Source organism: Gordonia neofelifaecis NRRL B-59395, assembly GCF_000192435.1.
Classification (GTDB): Bacteria; Actinomycetota; Actinomycetes; order Mycobacteriales; family Mycobacteriaceae; genus Gordonia; species Gordonia neofelifaecis.
The window spans coordinates 242639-260769 of record NZ_AEUD01000004.1 but is presented as its reverse complement, the minus strand read 5'-3'; the positions used below and the strand labels follow the sequence as shown (position 1 = coordinate 260769).

The window sequence follows — 18131 nt, the reverse complement described above, 5'->3', positions numbered from 1 at the left end:
GTCAGGAGGCGTAGCGGGCGATCCAGCCGGGTCCGTAGCCGGTCGAGCCGACCAAGTAGAGAACGCGCCCGACTTGCTGCCAACCGGCATCCCGGTCTGCCGGGTCGATCGTCCACCGCCTGCTTCCGTTCTCGCCGTCGAATGCCGTCAGTCGTGGAGCGTTGGGCCGCTGGTGCTCGGCCGGGTCGCCGGCGAACAGCAGCCGTCGGCCGTCGAATCCGAACAGCCATGCCCCGAAGTTCGACGTGACGCTTCCACCGGACTCGCCGGTGTCGGCATCGATGAGACGCCAGGTCTCCGAGTACGCATCGCCGGGCCCGAACTCGCTGGTTCCGATCGCCACGTGTCGTTCGTCGAGGGCGCGGACTTTCGCGACACCGTCGCCCGTGACCGCTCGGGTCCAGCGCAGCACGCCCGTGTCAGCGGTGACGACGCCGACCTTGCGCCCGGAGGCGACGGGGATCGACTCGGGGTCGACGAGCCGGTCGTCGCGCACGACGTCGTCATCATCGGCGAGCCACCACCCGACCAGCCGACCGGTCCGCCGCCCGGTCCCGTCGTATGTCACGGTCACCGGACTCCCGCCCGCCGGGTTGACTGCGAATCCACCTTCATAGAGCAAGTAGTTCGGTCTCGACGGCTGCCCGACGATCGACGTGCACACCATCATTCCGCTGACCTCGTCCGGCGCGCCACAGCTCGGAGCCGTCGACGTCGGTTCACGGTGGACCAGGGTGCCGGTGTCGGCCCGGTAGAAGGAGACGGCACCGTCGTCGGACTCCATCACGATCACCCCGGAGCCGATCACCGACCGCACGGTACGCTCTCCGATCGACCCGTTGACCGACCACGAACGCTGCCCCGTCGGCTCGAATCGCGTGATCAACGGTCTCCGGTCCACTGTGGCAGCACCGCTGTCGGGGACCGGGCCCTCCTCGCGGAGTCCGACGCCCGGATCCCTGGGCACCGCAATGACGAATCCGTCGTCGACCGACACGATGCTGGGCGCCCCGTGGACGCGGACGGTCTGCACGCCGCGCTCGGCACCCGAGGCCAGGTCGAAGAAGGAGACGCGAGCCACGACCTCACCGCTCTCTCGGACGTTCTTCGTACACGCCAGCGTCCGACTGTCTCCGACGGCACAGTCGGCCCAGTGCCCCGCTTCACGCCGACTCCACAGCACCTTCCCCGACTGCACGTCGACAGCCGCCAACGTCGTCGTACGCGCGTACGGCTCCGCAGCGCCGACGACCACCACCACATCACCCGACTGTGCCTTGATCGCGATCGACGCACGTTCGTCGGCGGGCTCGTCGGCTCCCAGAACATCTTCCGCAGACAGCTTCCACCGTTCACCCGGCGCCGACGGCATGGACTGCAGCGCAATCGGTCCCGGCCCGTACTCGAGATCGTCGTCTCCGCGCGGCCACAACACGACGCCGACCACGACCACCTCGACGATCATCAGGAGAACTACGACGACGGGCAGAACACTCCGATGCGACAGTGGCGGCATATCGCCGATCCAACCATCACGCCGCGCGTTGCGGTGACGGATGGTCTGACACACTGGGACTCGTGATCAGAGTGGGACTCACCGGCGGCATCGGCGCCGGCAAATCGACGGTTGCCAAGACGTTCATCGAGCACGGCGCCTATCACGTCGACGCAGACCGCATCGCCCGCGAAGTCGTCGAGCCGGGAACCCCTGGACTCGCCCGGCTCGTCGAGGCCTTCGGAGCGGAGATCCTCGACGCCGACGGCGCTCTCGACCGTCCGGCCCTCGCGGCGCGTGCATTCGTCGACGACGACAGTCGCAAGCTCCTGAACTCGATCACGCATCCGTTGATCGGTGCGCGGACCCAGGAGCTCACCGACGCGGCGCCCGCCGACGCGATCATCCTTCACGACGTCCCGCTCCTCGTCGAAGGGAACATGGCGCCGTTCTATCACGTGGTCGCCGTGGTGCACGCGGATGCGGACGTCCGGCTGGACCGCCTGGTGAATCTCCGCGGCATGGCTCCCGAAGACGCGCGGTCCCGAATTGCGGCGCAGGCGACGGACGACCAGCGTCGAGACGTCGCCGACGTCTGGCTCGACAACTCGGGGACCCCGGACGAGCTCGCGGCTCAGGCTCTGCGCGTCTGGAACGAGCGATTGATTCCGTTGCGCGACAACGTCGCCGGCCGCGTCTGTGCCGAGCTGCCGGCCCAGTCTCAGGAGTACGACCCTCGGTGGGCCGTACTGGGACGCCGCATCGTCAACCGCGTATGGGCGCTGGTCGGGGCCGGAGCGACGGCGGTCGAGCACGTCGGCCCGACCGCGGCCGTCGGCCAGTCGGCGCCACCGGTGATCGATATCCGGGTGACGGTCGCCGACCTCGGCTCCGCGGATTCGCTCGCGGACGCACTCGCCGACGGCGGGTTCCCGCGGCTGTCGTCGTCCGAGGACGAACGCCTGCACGTCAGCGCCGATCCGGCGCGTCCGGTCCGCGTGCACGTGCGTCCGGCAGCTCCGTCGGCGTAGCGGTTCGCGTGGCGGACGTCAGGCTGCGGTCGCCCGTCGAATCAGCGCCGACGACGCGACGGCACCGACTGCACCTACGACGAGAGCGGCGAACGCCAGCCGGAAACCGTGCTCCGGATCCGACGTGTTCCCGGCGATCAGCACGGCGCACACGGCCCCGCCGATCGATCCGCCGATGCGCTGGAGAATGTTGACCTGCGTGATCGCATCGGGCAACTGGCCGCCCGACACCGCTTTGTACGCAGTGATTCCCGCGGGCATGGCGACCATGCTGACCGCCACCCCGTAGCCGACCAGAACCGACTGGACTGCCGCCGCCGGTGCCTCGAGGCCGAGGACGACCATCGGCACGGTGGTCGCGACCGCCAGGACGCCGCCGACCGTGGCGACCGGTGCGGGACCGTGCCGATCGATCCACCGGCCGGTGAGCGGAGCGGCGACCGCCGTCGCCGCCGCGGCGCCGATCAGGCTGAGGCCGGCATGCAACGGATCGAGTCCCTGTCCGAGTTGGAAGTACAGCGCGTGGACGACACCGCTGCCGAAGACGAGGGCCCCCGAGAAGAACGCCGCCACCGATCCCGCCCGGAAGCCGCGAATGCGGTACAGCGCAAGGTCGAGCACCGGATGTGCGGTCGAGCGCGACAGGAGGACGAAGACGGCCAGACACCCCATCGCCGCGAGACCGAGCACCGCGATTCCCGGGGTCAGCGCCCCCGCCGCGCCCCAGGAACTCGTGGCCAACACCACGAGGAACAGCCCGGCACTGATCGCGACGAATCCCGGGAGGTGCAGCGGTCCGGCGTCCTGACGCACTCCGCGGGGGACGATTCGACGTCCGAGAACCAGGCCTGCGACGCCGATCGGCACATTGACCGCGAACAGCCACGGCCATGACAGCCCGGCCAGAATGAGACCACCCGCCAGCGGACCGATCGCGGGTGCCGCACTCACCGCGATGCCGAGCGCTCCCATCACCCGGCCGAGTCGTTGCGGTCCCACCGCTGCGCCGAGGATCGCCTGGCCGGTCGGAATCAGGACTCCACCCGCCAATCCCTGCGCGACGCGAGCCGCGATCAGGACGCCGATCGTCGGCGCGACGGCGCAACCGATCGACGCGAGTGTGAAGGCCGTCGGCGGGGGGAGCCACACGCGGCCCGTTCCGAAACGGCGGCCGAGCCAGCCGGCCGCGGGCAGGGAGACGGCGAGGGCCAGCAGATAGCCACTGACGATCCACTGCGTCGTCGACAGCGTCGCGCCGAGTTCACGGTTGATCGATTCCAGCCCGACGTTGACGATCGAGGCGTCGAGACCGCTCGCGAACGCGCCGAGCACGATCACCCAGCACAGCCGCCAGGTGGCGGGGTCGATCCGGTCGGGCGGCGCCGGAGCGAGGACTGCGGTCATGCGGGCACCCCGGTCCGGACCGTGCGCAGCGCGCCGGCCCACGACGTCAGCTCGCCCAGCATCCGCTCGAGCACTCGTGTCTGCTTCGGCGAGGGAGTGAACCGGCCGGGCGCGATCATGTTCTCGAGATCGAAGTCCGACGACATGTCCAACGCGACCTGACTGCGGACGCCTGCGACCTTGACCTCGGCCAAGGTCAGCCGCAGGTGCTCGACCGCACGCACTCCGCCGTTGAATCCGTAGCTGACGAACCCGGCGGCCTTGTCGTTCCATTCGCCGAAGAGGTAGTCGACCGCGTTCTTCACCGAGGCGGGCATCGAGTGGTTGTACTCGGGCGTCACGAAGACGAAGGCATCGAAGCCGGCGATCGTCTGCGACCAGCGCCTGGTGTGGTCGTTCCGGTAGTCCGCGATCGCAGCCGCCGCCGGCTCGTCCAGCATCGGCAGGGCGAAGTCGGCGAGATCGACGAGCCGGACGTCGGCCTGATCGCCGAGGTGCTCGCGTGCCTGATCGACGACCCATTCGGCGACCATCCGCGAGCGGCGGTTGGGGCGGGTCGTTCCGGCGATGACAGCGAGGCGGATGGGCTGGGCTGCGTAGATGGTGGTCATAGCGTCAATGTACAACGCTTGTTGCACTTAGTACAATGGTTGATGTACTTCGATGAAAGGTGTACTCGTGCGCGCAGACAAACAGCGAGCCCTGCTCGACGGCGCCCTCCGCGTGGTCGCCCGCGACGGCTTCAGCCGTGCGTCGATCAGCGCGCTGGCCACCGAGGCCGGCGTGTCGACCCGGACGATCTACAACCAGTACGGCAACAAGGGCGCGCTCTTCCGCGCGGTGATTCTCGACAGCTCCACCGCCGTCGCCGATCGCCAGATAACGGTGGTCGACAGGATGCTCGACCGGATCGTCGAGCCGTTCGACGATCTCGTGGCATTCGGCGAGGCCTGGGCGAAGCCGGATCCGGAGACCGCGCTGCATTTCGCGATGATCCGCCAGGTCAATGCCGACTCCGACCACATCGACCCCGAAGTGCTCGGCGCCTGGCGAGCAGCCGGCCCCGACCGCGTGCGCGCGGCGATCGCCGCGCATCTGCGGCGGCACGCCGACTCCGGCCTGTTCCGCATCGAGAACGAGCGGATCGCCGCGCTGCACCTGATCGCCCTGACAGCCCGGACCGTGCAGGCCGACGCAGGCATCGACTCCGGCGAGCTGATCCGCGCCGGGGTGCGCGCATTCCTCGCCGCCTACGGCGCAGCCGAGTAGTCAGACCGGGGACCGGTGTCCGCCGGTCAGCCCCCCAGGATTGTCGACTGACAGCGGGCGGGGCCGTGCAAGCTCACGCCCCCGGGCTTGTCGAGTAGCCCGCGAACGAAGTGAGCGAGCGTATCGAGACGGCGTGCGAGATCTCGATACGCCGCGGCGCTTGCGCGCCGGGGCTACTCGATCGGCCTGGGAAACCCAGTCGCTCGGCACGACGAAGCCCGCGCAGTCGGTGACCGCGCGGGCTTCGTCGAATTGAGCGACAGGCTATGCGACCTCGACGTCGCGCTCGGCGACGAGAGTCAGCGCGATGTCGACGATCATGTCCTCCTGGCCGCCCACCAGACGACGCTCGCCGCAGACGGTGAGGATGTCGCGGACGTCGAGGTCGTAACGCTTCGCAGCGGCCTCGGCGTGACGGAGGAACGACGAGTAGACGCCGGCGTAACCGAGAGTCAGGGTCTCGCGGTCGACGCGGACCGGACGGTCCTGCAGCGGACGGACGATGTCGTCGGCCGCATCCTCGAGCTTGTTCAGGTCGCAGCGGTGCTCGAAGCCCGACAGGTTCGCGACGGCGACGAAGGGCTCGATCGGGCAGTTGCCCGCACCGGCACCGTGGCCGGCCAGCGATGCGTCGACGCGGTACACGCCGTTCTCCACGGCGACCACCGAGTTGGCGACCGACAGCGAGAGGTTCTCGTGGGCGTGGATGCCGATCTCGGTCTCGTCCTTCAGCGCACCGCGGTACGCCTTCACGCGAGCGACGACGTCGTTCATGGTCAGGCGGCCGCCCGAGTCGGTGATGTAGACGCAGTTGGCGCCGTAGCTCTCCATCAGCTTGGCCTGTTCGGCCAGCTTCTCCGGGGTCGACATGTGCGACAGCATCAGGAAGCCCGAGACGTCCATGCCGATCTCACGTGCCGCGGCGATGTGCTGTGCGGAGACGTCCGCCTCCGTGCAGTGCGTCGCGATGCGGACGGAGCGAACACCCAGATCCCAGGCGTGCTTGAGTTCTTCGACCGTGCCGACGCCGGGCAGGAGCAGAGTCGTCAGGCGGGCGTTCTTCAGGACGCTCGCCGCGGCCTCGATCCACTCCCAGTCGGTGTTGGAGCCCGGACCGTAGTTGACCGAGCCACCGGCCAGACCGTCGCCGTGCGCCACCTCGATGGCGTCCACGCCGGCCTCGTCGAGCGCCGAGACGATGCGCTTGACATCGTCGGTGCTGATCTGGTGGCGGAGTGCGTGCATGCCGTCACGCAGGGTGACGTCCTGAACGAAGATGGGGGTGCTCATGCGGTGGCCTCCTCAGCCTTCAGCGCTGCGATCCGCTCGGCGTACTGCAGGCCCGCGGACGTCATGATGTCGAGGTTTCCGGCGTAGGCCGGCAGGTAGTGGGCGGCGCCCTCCACTTCGAGGAACACCGAGACCTGGTGGGTCGGAGCCGATTCCGGCTCCTCGGTCATCAGGGTCTCGACCGGCGATCCCTCGGCGATCGGGTTGATCTGCACCTTCTGCTTGAGGCGGTAGCCGGGGACGTACGCGGAGACGTCGGCGACCATCTTCTCGACCGAGTTCCGGATCTGCTCCTGCGTGTCGAGATCGGGTGCGTCGACCAGAGCGTAGACCGTGTCGCGCATGATGAGCGGCGGCTCGGCCGGGTTCAGGATGATGATGGCCTTGCCGTTGCGAGCGCCACCGACCTGCTCGATGGCCGCCGAGGTGGTCTCGGTGAACTCGTCGATGTTCGCGCGGGTACCGGGGCCCGCCGACTTCGACGCGATGGACGCGACGATCTCGGCGTACGCGACCGGTGCGACGCGGGAGACGGCGGCGACGATCGGGATGGTGGCCTGCCCGCCACAGGTGACCATGTTGACGTTCTCGGCGTCCAGGTGGTCACCGATGTTGACCGCAGGCACCACGTAGGGGCCGATGGCCGCCGGGGTCAGGTCGATCAGACGCTTGCCGAGCGGCTGCAGGATCGACGCGTTGTACTCGTGCGCCTTGGCCGACGTGGCGTCGAAGACGATGTCGATCTCGTCGAAGTTCGGCAGCTTCACCAGGCCTTCGACACCCTCGTGAGTGGTCGGGACGCCGAGACGCTTGGCGCGGGCCAGGCCGTCGGAGTCGGGGTCGATGCCGACCATCGCACCCATCTCGAGATGCTTGGCGGTGCGGAGGACCTTGATCATCAGATCCGTGCCGATGTTGCCGGAGCCGATGATGGCCACCTTGGTCTTACTCATGAGAGATTCCCTTCACTGAAACGAGCTGTCACCGAACCGAGGCCGACGATGTCGACGGTCACTTCGTCGCCGGATTCGATCGGACGCATGGGGCCCAGGGCACCGGACAGGATCACCTGACCGGCCCGCAGGGGTTCGCCGAAGTCGCGGGCGGCCTTCGCCAGCCATGCGACGGCGTTGAGCGGATCGCCGAGGCAGGCCGCACCGTTGCCGGTCGACACCTCCTCGCCGTTGATGCGCATCGACATGCCGACCTCGACCGGACTGAACTCGTCGAGCGTCATGCGAGTGTCGCCGAGCACGTAGACGCCCGAGGACGCGTTGTCCGCGACGGTGTCGGCGAAGGCGATGTTCCAGCCGTCGATGCGGCTGTCGCAGACCTCGAGCGCGGGCATGCCGTAATCGATGGCGTCGCGGATCTGCTCGGTGTCGAGCGGGCCGTCGGCCAGGTCCTTCTTCAGGACGAACGCGACCTCGGCCTCGGCCTTGGGCTGCAGCAGGCGGTCCATCGGAACCAGTTCGCCGTCGCCGTACGCCATGTCGTCGAAGAGCACGCCGAAGTCCGGCTGATCGACGCCCATCTGTTCCTGGACGGCCGCAGAGGTCAGGCCGATCTTTCGGCCGACGATCTTCGCCCCGCCCGCGACACGGCCCGCGGTGAGCCGCTCCTGGACGCGATAGGCGGCGGGCAGGTCGGTGGGGCCGATCAGGTCGCGCACCGGAGTGCACGCCTCGCGGGTCTGCAATGCGGTGAGAAGCCGCTGTGCCGCCTGGTCTTCGGCGGCGTCACGCTCGGTGGTTTCGGTCATGGTGACCATGCTCACCGTTCCGGCGGCGAGTGAGAAGCACTGCGTCTCGCTGAGCGAGACAGCGGTCGGTAAACTCCGGATATGCCCAGCTCGACGCCCGCGCAATCGCCCCGATCGGCCGACGGTGAACCGCCGGTCGATCGCGACACCGTCGTCGGGAAGGTCGTCACCATCCTGCGCGCGTTCACCGTCGACGACAGCGACCTGCCGCTCGCCGAACTCGTCCGCCGCACCGGGCTGCACAAGGCGACGGTCCATCGACTCGCGGGGGAACTCGTCGGAGTGCGACTGCTCGACCGCACCGACCGCGGCTACCGGCTCTCCGGCGGACTCTTCGAACTCGGGATGCTCGCGTCAGTGGAGCGGAGTCTGCTCGAGATCGCGATGCCGTTCCTGCAGGACCTGTACGGGCGGACCCGCGAAACCGTCCACCTCGGAGTCCTCGACGGACACGAAGTGGTCTACGTGGCGAAGATCGGCGGACATCGACAGGCCAGCGCGCCGTCCCGCACCGGCGGCCGGATGCCTCTGCACTGCACCGGGATCGGCAAAGCACTGCTCGCCCACGCCGACCCGAGTCTGCGGCACACCGTGCTGGCCTCGCCGCTGGCGCGCCGGACGCCGCGGACCATCATCGCGCCCGGAATCCTGGCCCGCCAGCTCGACACCATCCGCGAGTCCGGCGTCGCCTACGAGTACGAGGAGTCGGCGCCCGGGATCGGCTGCGTCGCCGCGCCGATCCTCGACGTCGCCACCAATGCCGTCGTCGCGGCGGTCAGCGTGACCGGCCCGCTGACCCGGTACCGGCCCGACGCGCAGGCGGACGCCGTTCGAGCCGCGGCCACCGGGATCGCCTCGACCCTCGATCGGCGGCGCGCCCTGCGCTGAGGGTCTGCGCGAAACCCACTACCACCGAACCGCGTCCCTCACACAGTGATCGGCGCCATTTCCCGCTGGGCGGGTGAACTGTTTCATACCATCGGGCGGCTGTGCCACGATCCGGGGCGAATCATTGACGTTCACGCCCTGGGCACCGCTGTAGCGGTCGGGCACTACAGGAGGACTCCGTGAGAATTCGGAACCGGGCGATCATCGTGGGACTCGCCGTCTCGTCGCTGACCTTGGCAGCGTGCGGCAACAGCGACTCCACCAGCAGCGGCGGTGCGGACCAGCCGTACCGCGTGCTCATCACCGCGGGCATCAGTGGGCAGGGCGCGCTCGCCGCGAACGCGCAGACCTCCGTGCTCGCCGCCAAGGCCGGCGTCCAGGTCGTGAACAACGACGGCGGCATCGACGGCCGCAAGATCCAGCTGACGGTCGTCGACGACGGCGGTGACGCGACCAACGCGGTCACCAAGATCCGCCAGTCGATCACCGAGAGCAAGCCCGATCTGGTGCTGGACTCCGGACCGTCGACGATCAGCGCGGCGCTTCTCCCGATCCTCAAGCAGAACAAGATCCTGTCGTTCAACGTCGCACCGACCGAGGATTCGACGAACCCCGACAAGTTCCCGCTGAACTTCGATCTCGCCCCCGGCGGCACCGACAACTCCAAGTCGATCGCCGGCTACGCGAAGGAGAAGAACTACAACGACATCGGCGTCATCCACGGCAGCACCGCATACGGCGAGGAGTTCGGCGAGAAGATGGGGCAGGCCGTCACCGCGGCCGGCCTGAAGCTCGCGGGCAACGTCGAGTACGAGGTCACCGCTCTGGACATGACCGCGCAGCTGCAGTCGCTGAAGAACGCGGGCGCCAAGGCTCTCGTCGTGGACGCGTACGGCGCTCCGCTCGGTTACCTGCTCAAGAACATCGAGCGGCTCGGCTGGGACGTCCCGATCATCGGCAACACCTCGGTGTCGGGCACCAACCTGATCGCCAACACCCCGCCTGCGGGCGTCCTCGGCACCCCGGCCGTGAAGAACCTGGTGACCCAGGTGTTCACCAGCACCGTCTACGACCCGAACAACGCCGCCGTGAAGCAGATGGTCGACACCATGGCCTCGCTCGGTGAGATCCGCTCGACCCTCATCGTCGCCGACAACTACGACGCGATGCCGCTCATCGCCGCAGCGGCGAAGAAGGCCGGCACTTCGACCGATCCGCAGAAGCTCGCGGAGGCCCTCGAGAACCCCGAGGTACAGCAGAACGCCAAGACCGCGTTCCTGGCCCGCTACAACTTCACCGCCGACAGCCACGATCCGAACCCCGCCCAGAGCGAGATGAAGTTCATCGCACCGACCAAGGTCGTCAACGGTCAGTTCGGTCACCCGTAGTCCGGCGGCTTCGGCGATCGGATCACAGCGGATGAGGAAGGGATGACGGCGTGACCATTCTCTGGTCGGGTCTTGCCCTGGGCGCGGTCTACGTCCTGGTGGCAGTCGGATACAACATCGTGTTCGTCTCCTCGAACACGTTCAACTTCGCGCAGGCGCAGTTGATGATGGTCGGCACGTTCGTGGCCTACACGTGCCTGGTCACGTGGAAGCTGCCCGCATGGGTGGCGGCCCTCGTGGCCGGCGTGGTGGTGATGGTACTGGCCGCGGTCGAGGATCTGATCGCGGTCAGGCCGGTCCGCGACCCGCACAACCAGCTGGTCACCACGCTCGGTGTGGCGACCCTGCTGAACGGTGCGACCCAGCTGATCTGGGGCAATGAACCACTGACCGTCCCCTTCCTCGGATCCGACGATCCGATCGAGATCTTCGGCGGCGGCACGTACGGGTACGAGATCGCGCTGCTGGTGCTGGCGATCGTCATCGTCATCGCGCTCGGGCAGTTCAGCAAACGCACGATGACCGGTCTGGCCCTGATGGGCGTCTCCGAGGATCGTGAGGCCGCGATGCTCCGCGGCGTCAATGTGCGACGGCTGGCGGTCGGCGCGTTCGCGTTCTCCGGCTTCCTGGCCGGCGTGCTGGGCATCTTCGTCGGACCGAAGACCTACGCGGTCGCCACCCTCGGTGCCGCGCTCGCACTCAAGGGCTTCGTGGCCCTGGCGATCGGCGGATTCGGATCGCTGCCTGGCGCGCTGATCGGCGGACTGGTGGTCGGCGTCGTCGAGGCGTACACCGCGCTGTGGTTCGGCAGCCAGTACAGCAATATCGCGATCTTCGCCGTCCTCCTGATCGTGCTGATGGTGAAACCCGCGGGCCTGTTCGGCCGGATGACAGAGAGAGTGGTGTGACGATGCAGATCTGGCGCACTCTTCGCGGCGTCCCGGGATGGGTGTACGCACTCGTCTTCGCCGCCGCGGTGTTCTTCGCCCCCATGATGGGGCTCGACGCCGCCAACACCCGGCAGGTGCAGTTGGCGTGCATCCTGGCGCTGGTCGTCAGCGGTCTGAACCTCAGCCTCGGCTACGCGGGTGAACTGGCACTCGGCCAGGCGGCGATGTACGCGGCCGGCGCGTACACCGCAGGTCTCCTCTCCCAGGAGGGGCACACCGACATCGTCGTGCAGTTGATCGCCGCCGGCGCAGTCGCCCTGATCGTCGGCGTGATCACCGGCATCCCCGGGCTGCGGCTCGGCAGCTGGTCGCTGGCGATGACGTCGTTCTTCCTCATCCTCCTGGTGCCGGACATCCTCGCGATCTTCGGCGGGAAGACCGGCGGTCGCAACGGGCTGTCGGGCATGGAGCCGCCGACGTTCTTCGGGCAGGACATCGGCACCGACTTCTACTACGTGGTGGCCGGTGTGACGATCGCGTGGTTCGTGGTGATGCGCAACCTCGTCGTCTCCCGGCACGGCATCGCGTTCCGCACGCTGAAGCAATCGCCCGTTCTCGCTCGCTCGCAGGGCGTCTCAGTGTTCCGGATGAAGCTGCTCGGATACGCGCTCGGCGCGATTCCCGCGGGTCTGGCCGGCGCGCTGTTCGCCAACACCGATCTGTTCATCGCGCCCGAGGCCTTCGGCTTCACCTTCGCGACCGCAGTGCTGGCCGCGTCGATCCTCGGCGGGTCGGCAAGCGTCTACGGTGCGGTGCTCGGCGCCGCGATCATGCAGTTCGGTCCCAATCAGTCCACCGCCTTCCAGGAGTACGCGCTGGTGGTCTACGGCGGCTTCCTGATCGTCGGCGGTGTCCTGCTCTCGGGTGGACTCACCAGGCTGATCACCGCGGGCCGACGATGGCTCGACCGCAAGGCGGGCATGAACACGCCGCCGGTCCCGGCGCACGGTGACCCGGCCGCGGCAGTGACCGTCGACCCGATCGACGGCGCCGTCCTCGAGGTGACCGACCTGTCGAAGTCGTTCGGCGGCAACCAGGCGCTGCGCTCGGCGAGCCTGCGTGCCGAGCCCGGCCGGGTGACCGCCCTGATCGGCCCCAACGGCTCCGGCAAGACGACGATGCTGAACATGATCTGCGGCTTCTACACCGCAGACGCCGGAACCATCGCGATCGGCGGCACAGAGGTGCAGCGATTCTCGTCGCATCGCGTGGCCCGCGAAGGCGTCGCGCGGACGTTCCAGACACCGAACATCCCGGAACACGTGACCGTGCTGGAGGCCGTCGCCTCCGGCCGGTACATGACCGATCGATCGTCGATGCTGTCCGCGATCCTCCGGCTGCCCGGCTACCGGCGGACCGCGCGCAACGACGTCGCGGAGGCCGAACGGGTCCTCGAGTCGGTCGGTATGTCGCACCTGCGCGACGAGGTCGCCACGTCGTTGCCGCTCGGCATGCGCCGGATGCTCGAGGTGGCCCGCGCCGTCGTCGCACAACCGCGTGTCCTGCTCCTCGACGAGATCGCCTCCGGAATGGACGAGGACGAGCTGGTGCGGCTCGCGACGCTGATCCGCGCGCTGCGTGATGCCGGTGCCACCGTTCTGCTCGTGGAGCACAACTTCCGACTCGTGCTCTCGCTGGCCGACACCATCATCGTGCTGGCGCAGGGCGAGGTCATCGCGCAGGGCCCACCCGCGGAGATCGAGCGGCATCCCCGCGTGCTGAGCGAATACCTCGGAATCGATCCCGACGGGCCGGAGGCCGCAGAAGTGGAGACGTTGACACGATGACCGCAGACTCCGACAACCGCGACTCCGACAGTCCGCTGCTCGAGGTCCGGAACCTGCAGAGCGGCTACGGCGACCTCCGGGTGGTCTGGGACGTCTCACTCGACGTCTATCCCGGCCGAGTCACCGCTCTCCTAGGCCGCAACGGCGCAGGCAAGACCAGCACGCTGCGCGCGATCTCCGGGCTCAACAAGGTCCACGGCGGCACCATCACGATGGGCGGGACCGACCTGTCGGGCGTCGCCCCGCACCGGCGCGTCCGGCGGGGCATGGCCTACGTGCAGGAGGGCAAGCGCGTATTCCACAAGCAGACCGTGGAACAGAATCTGCTGCTCGGCGGCTACACCCGCGGCAAGCGTCGCTCGGCACTCAAGAGCGACGTGGAGCGCACTTACGAGATGTTCCCGATCCTCGGCGAGAAGCGGAATCTGCTCGCCGGATCCATGTCCGGCGGTCAGCAGCAGATGCTGGCGATCGGTGCCGCACTGATGTCCGACTCGAAGCTGCTGATGCTGGACGAACCGTCCGGCGGCCTCGCCCCGGTGATCGTCAACGAGGTGATGGAGCACGTCCAGCTGCTCAAGGAGAACGGCCTCGCGGTGCTGCTCGTCGAGCAGGCCGTCGAGGCGGCCATGAGCGTCGCAGACCACGTCACGGTGCTCGACATCGGGAAGGTGGTGCTCGACTCCCCCGCCGATCAGATCGACGACATGGAAGTCCTCAAGGACGCCTACTTCGGAAGGTCGGACTCCCCGGCCTGACCTCGACCAGACAGGAGTGATTCGATGCGCGTCGGAGTCGACGTCTTCGCAGCCGAGCGGTTCTACAACGGCGACTCCCGGGGAGTGCTGGAACTCGCAGCCCTCGCCGACCGAGCGGGTGTCCACCTGCTCACGACGTCCGACCATCTCGGATTCACCCGGCGATCGCACGCCGACCGAGTGCGCGACTTCGCCTTCCCGTTCGACCTCGAGCAGTCGTGGCCGGAACCGCTCAGCGTCTTGTCCGCGGTCGCCGCCGTCACCGAGCGGATCGAACTCGGCGCGTACGTGCTCGTCGCGACCCTCCGGCCGGCCGTTCTGCTCGCCAAACAGATCGCCACGCTCGACGCGCTGTCGGGCGGTCGTACGCGAATCGGCATGGGCGTCGGCTGGCAAGAGGCCGAATACGACGCGGCGGGACTGCCGTTCCAGGGCCGATTCGGGCGTCTCGAGGAGACGGTCGCGGCGTGCCGTGAGCTCTGGGAGTCCGACGCGCCGTCGTTCAGCGGCCGGGACTTCGCGTTCGACGACTTCCACAGCCTGCCGCGGCCCGTGCAGTCGCGGGTACCGGTGGTGTTCGGGCTGGGCGCATCCCAGCGGAACTTCGACCGGATCGCCCGAGTCGCCGACGGATGGGCCGTGACACCGGCGGATCTGCCTGAACTCGCCGAGTCGGTCACGCGCCTCCGTCAGACGTTCGCCGATCACGGCCGAGACCCCGCGTCGGCGGAGGTCCAGGTGCTGCTGCCCACTCGCACCGATGCGGCGGGCGCCCCCGACTACGACGCCATGCGCGCCGACGCGGCCCGGGCCGCATCCGGCGGCGCCGACACGGTGATCCTCCGTGCCTCGGCGCTCCCGATCGACAGCACGGATCTACCGGAGGCGATCGATTGGCTGCAGGCCCTTCGAAGCGGGTTGGCCTGAATAGGCCCAACGTCGGTTGTTAGGGTTGCGCATATGGTCGGAACCGATGCCCAGTCCGCCGGCGAGTCGTACCCGTCGCTCCCCGCCACCAGCTGGGCCGTCCTCGGAATGCTCACATTGGGCGAGCAGCTCACGGGGTACGACCTCAAGAAGTGGGCCGATTGGAGCATCGGCTACTTCTACTGGAGTCCATCGGTCAGCCAGATCTACGCCGAGCTGAAGAAGCTCGAGAAGGCCGGCTTCGTCACCTCGGAGGTCGTCTCCGAACCCGGCGAGCGCGGCAGGCGCGTCTACCAGATCACCGAGAGCGGCACTCAGGCCGTGCGGAACTGGTCCCGCGACTCCCCCGTCGAACAGCCGGTGCTGAAGCACGGGCTGATGCTGCGACTGTGGATGGGCCACCTGAACGAGCCCGACGAGCTCAAGAAGCTGGTGAAAGAGCACATCGCCAATCTGACGACGCTGCGCGACCAGAGTCGCCTGCACAGCGAGAACGCCACTCGCGAAGCGTCGTGGGCGTACTCGGTGATGAGTCTGGACTGGTCGTCTCGCTACTTTCAGGCCGAGATCGACCTGGCGGAGGACCTACTCGCCCAGATCGACACCGCGGCAAAGACTTTCGCGACCGTCGAGAACGTGGACGAGCTCGGCAATCCGCTGCCGGAACAGCAGGGATCCTGGCGCGAGGTCGAGGACTTCGTGGAGGGGCTCGGCCGCGACAAGAAGTGAGGAACGCTTCGCCTGAGCCGCACGGTCGAACGGATGACACGGGCTGAACGAGGTGCGTCTGTGCCGAGTTCCGTTACCCGATTCGGGTAACGGAACTCGGCACAAACGGTCGCGGTGCTACGCGGCTGCGCTGTCGGCCCTGGGCACAGGGACGACGTTCTCCTCCGGGACACGCGCGAACAGGACGGCGGCGCACGCCAGACTGAGCACGCACACGATCACGAGATAGATCGTGACGCCTGCGGATCCGCCGGACTCGCCGACCAGCGCGGAGGAGATGATCGGCGCCAGACCGCCGCCCAGAATCGCACCGATCTGCAGGATCAGCGAGGTGCCCGAGTAGCGAACCGGGGCCGGGAACGTGTCGGCGATGATCGCGCCCTGAACGCTGTGCGTGACCGGGACGATGACACCCATCCCCAGGAACGCGATCACCGTCAGCACCGAACTCCCGGTCCCCAGCATCGGCAGGAAGACGAGGCACCAGATCAACAGTGCCACCGATCCGCCGAGGAACATGGTTCGGCGACCGCTACGGTCCGCAACACCGGTCCAGAACGGAATGGTGGCGAACCAGATCACCGCGGCCACCGACACACAGCCGATGAGGAACGAGCGGTCGTAGTCGAGTTGCTTCGTCCCGTACGACAGCGTGAAGACCATGAACACGTACGCCACCGCGGAGTTGGCGATCATCAGTCCCAGCGTCAGCGTCATTCGACCGACCCCCACCCGCAGCGCCTCGCGCAGCGGGAAGGTCTCGACCCGCTGGTGACTCACGACGTTGCTGAACGACGGCGACTCCTCGACGTGCAGTCGGATCACCAGGCCGACGACTACCAGGACCGCACTGAACAGGAACGGGATGCGCCAGCCCCAGGCGTCGAAGGCACCCGACGGCATCAGCGCATTCGTCGTCAGGAAGACGACGTTGGCGAGCACCAGCCCGGCGGGCGTTCCCATCTGCGGGAAGCCGGCGTAGAGGTTCCGCTTGTCTGCCGGAGCGTGTTCCATCGACATCAACGTCGCGCCCGCGCCCTCGCCGCCGAGACCGAACCCTTGGACCACGCGCAGCAGTACCAGGAGGACTGGGGCCCAGACGCCGATCGACGCGTAGTTCGGAACCAACCCGATGAGCGTCGACGCGATACCCATCATGAGCAACGACACGATCAACGTGTTCCGCCGGCCGATGCGGTCGCCGAAGTGTCCGAACACGAGGCCGCCGAGCGGTCGAGCGATGAAGCCGACCGCGAAGGTGCTGAACGCGGCGAGTGTCCCTGCGGCCGGGCTCAGCGCGGGAAAGAACTGCTTGTTGAAGATCAGTGCCGCGGCCGTTCCATACAGGAAGAAGTCGTACCACTCGAGCGTGGTGCCGATCAGCATCGCCGACGCGACACGTCGTCGCGCGCGTCGATCCGACGGGACCGAGACCGAAGGCGTGGTGCTCATCGCCGTCCCTCCCGCCCCAGGAATCGCTCCGCGTTGCCGTATGTGATGAGCGCGCGGGTCTCTTCGTCGAGGAAGTCGCTCTTGCGAACCACCTCGCCGACGGGGCGTTCACCGAGCGGGTACGGATAGTCGCTGCCGACGAGGACGCGTTCGCGACCGATGGTGTCGACCAGAAGTCGCAGGGCGCGCTCATCGAAGACCACCGAGTCCACATAGAAGCGACCGAGGTAGTGCGACGGCGGAAACTCGGAGGTGCCGATGATGTCGTTGCGACGATGCCATGCGTTCTCCATGCGGCCGAGCCAGAACGCGAACGAACCACCGCCATGAGCGAAGGCGATCTTCAGCCGCTCGTCGACACGGTCGAACGTGCCACCGAGGATCATCGCCAAGATCGACAGGTGTGATTCGGCGGGCATCCCGACGAGCCACTTGGCCATCCAGCGGTCGAGGCGCGGTGATCCCGTCATGTCCCATGGATGCACGAACACCGGGACATCGTTCTCGGCGCAGTGCTGCAGGAAGGTGACGACGCCTTCGTCGTCGAGGTCGCGGTCGCCGACGTGGTTGCCGATCTCGACACCGCGGTGGCCATTGGCGAGACACCGGTCGAGTTCGGCGCACGCGAGGTCGGGGTCCTGCAACGGCACCTGGCAGAACGGAATCATCCGATCGCCGGCCGGCTCGACGATCTCGAGGGCCAGGTCGTTGAAGACCGCCGCGATCTTCGCCGCCTCCCTGCCGGTGCGGGCGTAGTTGAAGAAGACCGGCGTCGGCGACACCACTTGCGCTGCAACGCCGTCGGCGTCCATGTCTGCCAGCCGAACCTCGGGGTCCCAGGCATCGGACTGAATCCGGCGGAACTCGGTGCTGCCGGTCATCATCATGGCCTCGCGTTCGGACTCCATCCGCAGCCACGGCGCCTCGGTGCCGGCGACGTCGGACAGGTCGGGCCAGCCCTTCGGGACGTAGTGCGTATGCACGTCGATGATGTCGCTCAT

The 18131-nt window shown here is 67.9% G+C and carries 17 protein-coding genes; 9 read left to right on the top strand and 8 right to left on the bottom strand.

Going from position 1 to position 18131, the window contains the following annotated elements:
• Window position 1 precedes the first annotated feature (1 nt).
• Window positions 2–1516, bottom strand: coding sequence for a hypothetical protein (locus tag SCNU_RS06990; RefSeq protein ID WP_009678652.1), 1515 nt, complete (start codon window positions 1514–1516; stop codon window positions 2–4).
• A gap of 62 nt (window positions 1517–1578) precedes the next feature.
• Between SCNU_RS06990 and coaE the strand changes: the two genes are divergently transcribed.
• Window positions 1579–2526: a dephospho-CoA kinase gene (coaE, locus tag SCNU_RS06985; protein WP_009678651.1), complete on the top strand. Its 948-nt coding sequence runs from the start codon at window positions 1579–1581 to the stop codon at window positions 2524–2526.
• Window positions 2527–2544: 18 nt separating this feature from the next.
• On the opposite strand, the gene SCNU_RS06980 is transcribed toward coaE, so the two are convergent.
• Together SCNU_RS06980 and SCNU_RS06975 are read right to left on the bottom strand one after the other, a co-directional pair.
• Window positions 2545–3930, bottom strand: coding sequence for a DHA2 family efflux MFS transporter permease subunit (locus SCNU_RS06980; protein ID WP_238526390.1), 1386 nt, complete (start codon window positions 3928–3930; stop codon window positions 2545–2547).
• Entirely contained in the window at window positions 3927–4541 is a 615-nt protein-coding gene (locus SCNU_RS06975; RefSeq protein WP_009678649.1) for an NADPH-dependent FMN reductase, read from the bottom strand. The genes SCNU_RS06980 and SCNU_RS06975 overlap by 4 nt, the downstream gene beginning before the upstream one ends.
• A gap of 67 nt (window positions 4542–4608) precedes the next feature.
• Between SCNU_RS06975 and SCNU_RS06970 the strand changes: the two genes are divergently transcribed.
• Complete coding sequence (locus SCNU_RS06970) at window positions 4609–5199, top strand: TetR/AcrR family transcriptional regulator (RefSeq protein WP_040517847.1); 591 nt, start codon at window positions 4609–4611, stop codon at window positions 5197–5199.
• A 264-nt stretch (window positions 5200–5463) separates the two neighbouring features.
• On the opposite strand, the gene dmpG is transcribed toward SCNU_RS06970, so the two are convergent.
• From dmpG to SCNU_RS06955, 3 genes are read right to left on the bottom strand one after another with little or no spacing between them, the layout of a single operon-like run.
• Window positions 5464–6489, bottom strand: coding sequence for a 4-hydroxy-2-oxovalerate aldolase (gene dmpG / locus SCNU_RS06965; protein ID WP_009678647.1), 1026 nt, complete (start codon window positions 6487–6489; stop codon window positions 5464–5466).
• The gene (locus SCNU_RS06960) at window positions 6486–7442 is read right to left on the bottom strand and encodes an acetaldehyde dehydrogenase (acetylating) (protein WP_009678646.1); all 957 of its coding nucleotides are present in this window, start codon (window positions 7440–7442) and stop codon (window positions 6486–6488) included. Before SCNU_RS06960 ends, dmpG begins: the two co-directional genes overlap by 4 nt.
• Window positions 7439–8260, bottom strand: a complete 822-nt coding sequence (locus SCNU_RS06955) for a 2-keto-4-pentenoate hydratase (RefSeq protein WP_009678645.1) — start codon at window positions 8258–8260, stop codon at window positions 7439–7441. Before SCNU_RS06955 ends, SCNU_RS06960 begins: the two co-directional genes overlap by 4 nt.
• A 72-nt stretch (window positions 8261–8332) precedes the next feature.
• Between SCNU_RS06955 and SCNU_RS06950 the strand changes: the two genes are divergently transcribed.
• From SCNU_RS06950 to SCNU_RS06920, 7 genes are all read left to right on the top strand, one after another.
• Window positions 8333–9139 carry an IclR family transcriptional regulator gene (locus tag SCNU_RS06950; protein ID WP_009678644.1) on the top strand — a complete coding sequence of 269 codons (807 nt, stop codon included), beginning with the start codon at window positions 8333–8335 and terminating at the stop codon, window positions 9137–9139.
• Window positions 9140–9318: 179 nt separating this feature from the next.
• Window positions 9319–10527 (top strand): ABC transporter substrate-binding protein, encoded by a 1209-nt coding sequence (locus tag SCNU_RS06945; protein WP_009678643.1) that lies wholly within the window; start codon window positions 9319–9321, stop codon window positions 10525–10527.
• A 50-nt stretch (window positions 10528–10577) separates the two neighbouring features.
• On the top strand, window positions 10578–11435 hold the full coding sequence (locus SCNU_RS06940) for a branched-chain amino acid ABC transporter permease (protein WP_009678642.1): 858 nt from the start codon (window positions 10578–10580) through the stop codon (window positions 11433–11435).
• 2 nt (window positions 11436–11437) lie between these two features.
• The gene (locus SCNU_RS06935) at window positions 11438–13264 is read left to right on the top strand and encodes a branched-chain amino acid ABC transporter ATP-binding protein/permease (protein ID WP_040517846.1); all 1827 of its coding nucleotides are present in this window, start codon (window positions 11438–11440) and stop codon (window positions 13262–13264) included.
• The gene (locus tag SCNU_RS06930; protein ID WP_009678640.1) at window positions 13261–14022 is read left to right on the top strand and encodes an ABC transporter ATP-binding protein; all 762 of its coding nucleotides are present in this window, start codon (window positions 13261–13263) and stop codon (window positions 14020–14022) included. Before SCNU_RS06935 ends, SCNU_RS06930 begins: the two co-directional genes overlap by 4 nt.
• Before the next feature lie 24 nt (window positions 14023–14046).
• Complete coding sequence (locus SCNU_RS06925; protein WP_009678639.1) at window positions 14047–14949, top strand: TIGR03619 family F420-dependent LLM class oxidoreductase; 903 nt, start codon at window positions 14047–14049, stop codon at window positions 14947–14949.
• Window positions 14950–14982: 33 nt separating this feature from the next.
• Window positions 14983–15678: a PadR family transcriptional regulator gene (locus SCNU_RS06920; protein WP_009678638.1), complete on the top strand. Its 696-nt coding sequence runs from the start codon at window positions 14983–14985 to the stop codon at window positions 15676–15678.
• Window positions 15679–15795: 117 nt separating this feature from the next.
• Here the strand turns inward: SCNU_RS06920 and SCNU_RS06915 are convergent, their stop codons facing one another.
• Window positions 15796–17130 (bottom strand): MFS transporter, encoded by a 1335-nt coding sequence (locus SCNU_RS06915; protein WP_009678637.1) that lies wholly within the window; start codon window positions 17128–17130, stop codon window positions 15796–15798.
• Window positions 17127–18131 (bottom strand): amidohydrolase family protein, encoded by a 1005-nt coding sequence (locus tag SCNU_RS06910; RefSeq protein ID WP_009678636.1) that lies wholly within the window; start codon window positions 18129–18131, stop codon window positions 17127–17129. The genes SCNU_RS06915 and SCNU_RS06910 overlap by 4 nt, the downstream gene beginning before the upstream one ends.

What these genes read in the sequence shown, in the direction of transcription:
- SCNU_RS06930 (WP_009678640.1), top strand. Translation starts at nt 13,261, where the DNA reads ATGACCGCAGACTCCGACAACCGCGACTCCGACAGTCCGCTGCTCGAG.
- SCNU_RS06920 (WP_009678638.1), top strand. Translation starts at nt 14,983, where the DNA reads ATGGTCGGAACCGATGCCCAGTCCGCCGGCGAGTCGTACCCGTCGCTC.
- SCNU_RS06955 (WP_009678645.1), bottom strand. Translation starts at nt 8,260, where the DNA reads ATGGTCACCATGACCGAAACCACCGAGCGTGACGCCGCCGAAGACCAG.
- SCNU_RS06990 (WP_009678652.1), bottom strand. Translation starts at nt 1,516, where the DNA reads ATGCCGCCACTGTCGCATCGGAGTGTTCTGCCCGTCGTCGTAGTTCTC.
- SCNU_RS06910 (WP_009678636.1), bottom strand. Translation starts at nt 18,131, where the DNA reads ATGAGCGACATCATCGACGTGCATACGCACTACGTCCCGAAGGGCTGG.
- SCNU_RS06950 (WP_009678644.1), top strand. Translation starts at nt 8,333, where the DNA reads ATGCCCAGCTCGACGCCCGCGCAATCGCCCCGATCGGCCGACGGTGAA.
- SCNU_RS06975 (WP_009678649.1), bottom strand. Translation starts at nt 4,541, where the DNA reads ATGACCACCATCTACGCAGCCCAGCCCATCCGCCTCGCTGTCATCGCC.
- dmpG (WP_009678647.1), bottom strand. Translation starts at nt 6,489, where the DNA reads ATGAGCACCCCCATCTTCGTTCAGGACGTCACCCTGCGTGACGGCATG.
- SCNU_RS06935 (WP_040517846.1), top strand. Translation starts at nt 11,438, where the DNA reads ATGCAGATCTGGCGCACTCTTCGCGGCGTCCCGGGATGGGTGTACGCA.
- SCNU_RS06915 (WP_009678637.1), bottom strand. Translation starts at nt 17,130, where the DNA reads ATGAGCACCACGCCTTCGGTCTCGGTCCCGTCGGATCGACGCGCGCGA.
- SCNU_RS06960 (WP_009678646.1), bottom strand. Translation starts at nt 7,442, where the DNA reads ATGAGTAAGACCAAGGTGGCCATCATCGGCTCCGGCAACATCGGCACG.
- SCNU_RS06980 (WP_238526390.1), bottom strand. Translation starts at nt 3,930, where the DNA reads ATGACCGCAGTCCTCGCTCCGGCGCCGCCCGACCGGATCGACCCCGCC.
- SCNU_RS06925 (WP_009678639.1), top strand. Translation starts at nt 14,047, where the DNA reads ATGCGCGTCGGAGTCGACGTCTTCGCAGCCGAGCGGTTCTACAACGGC.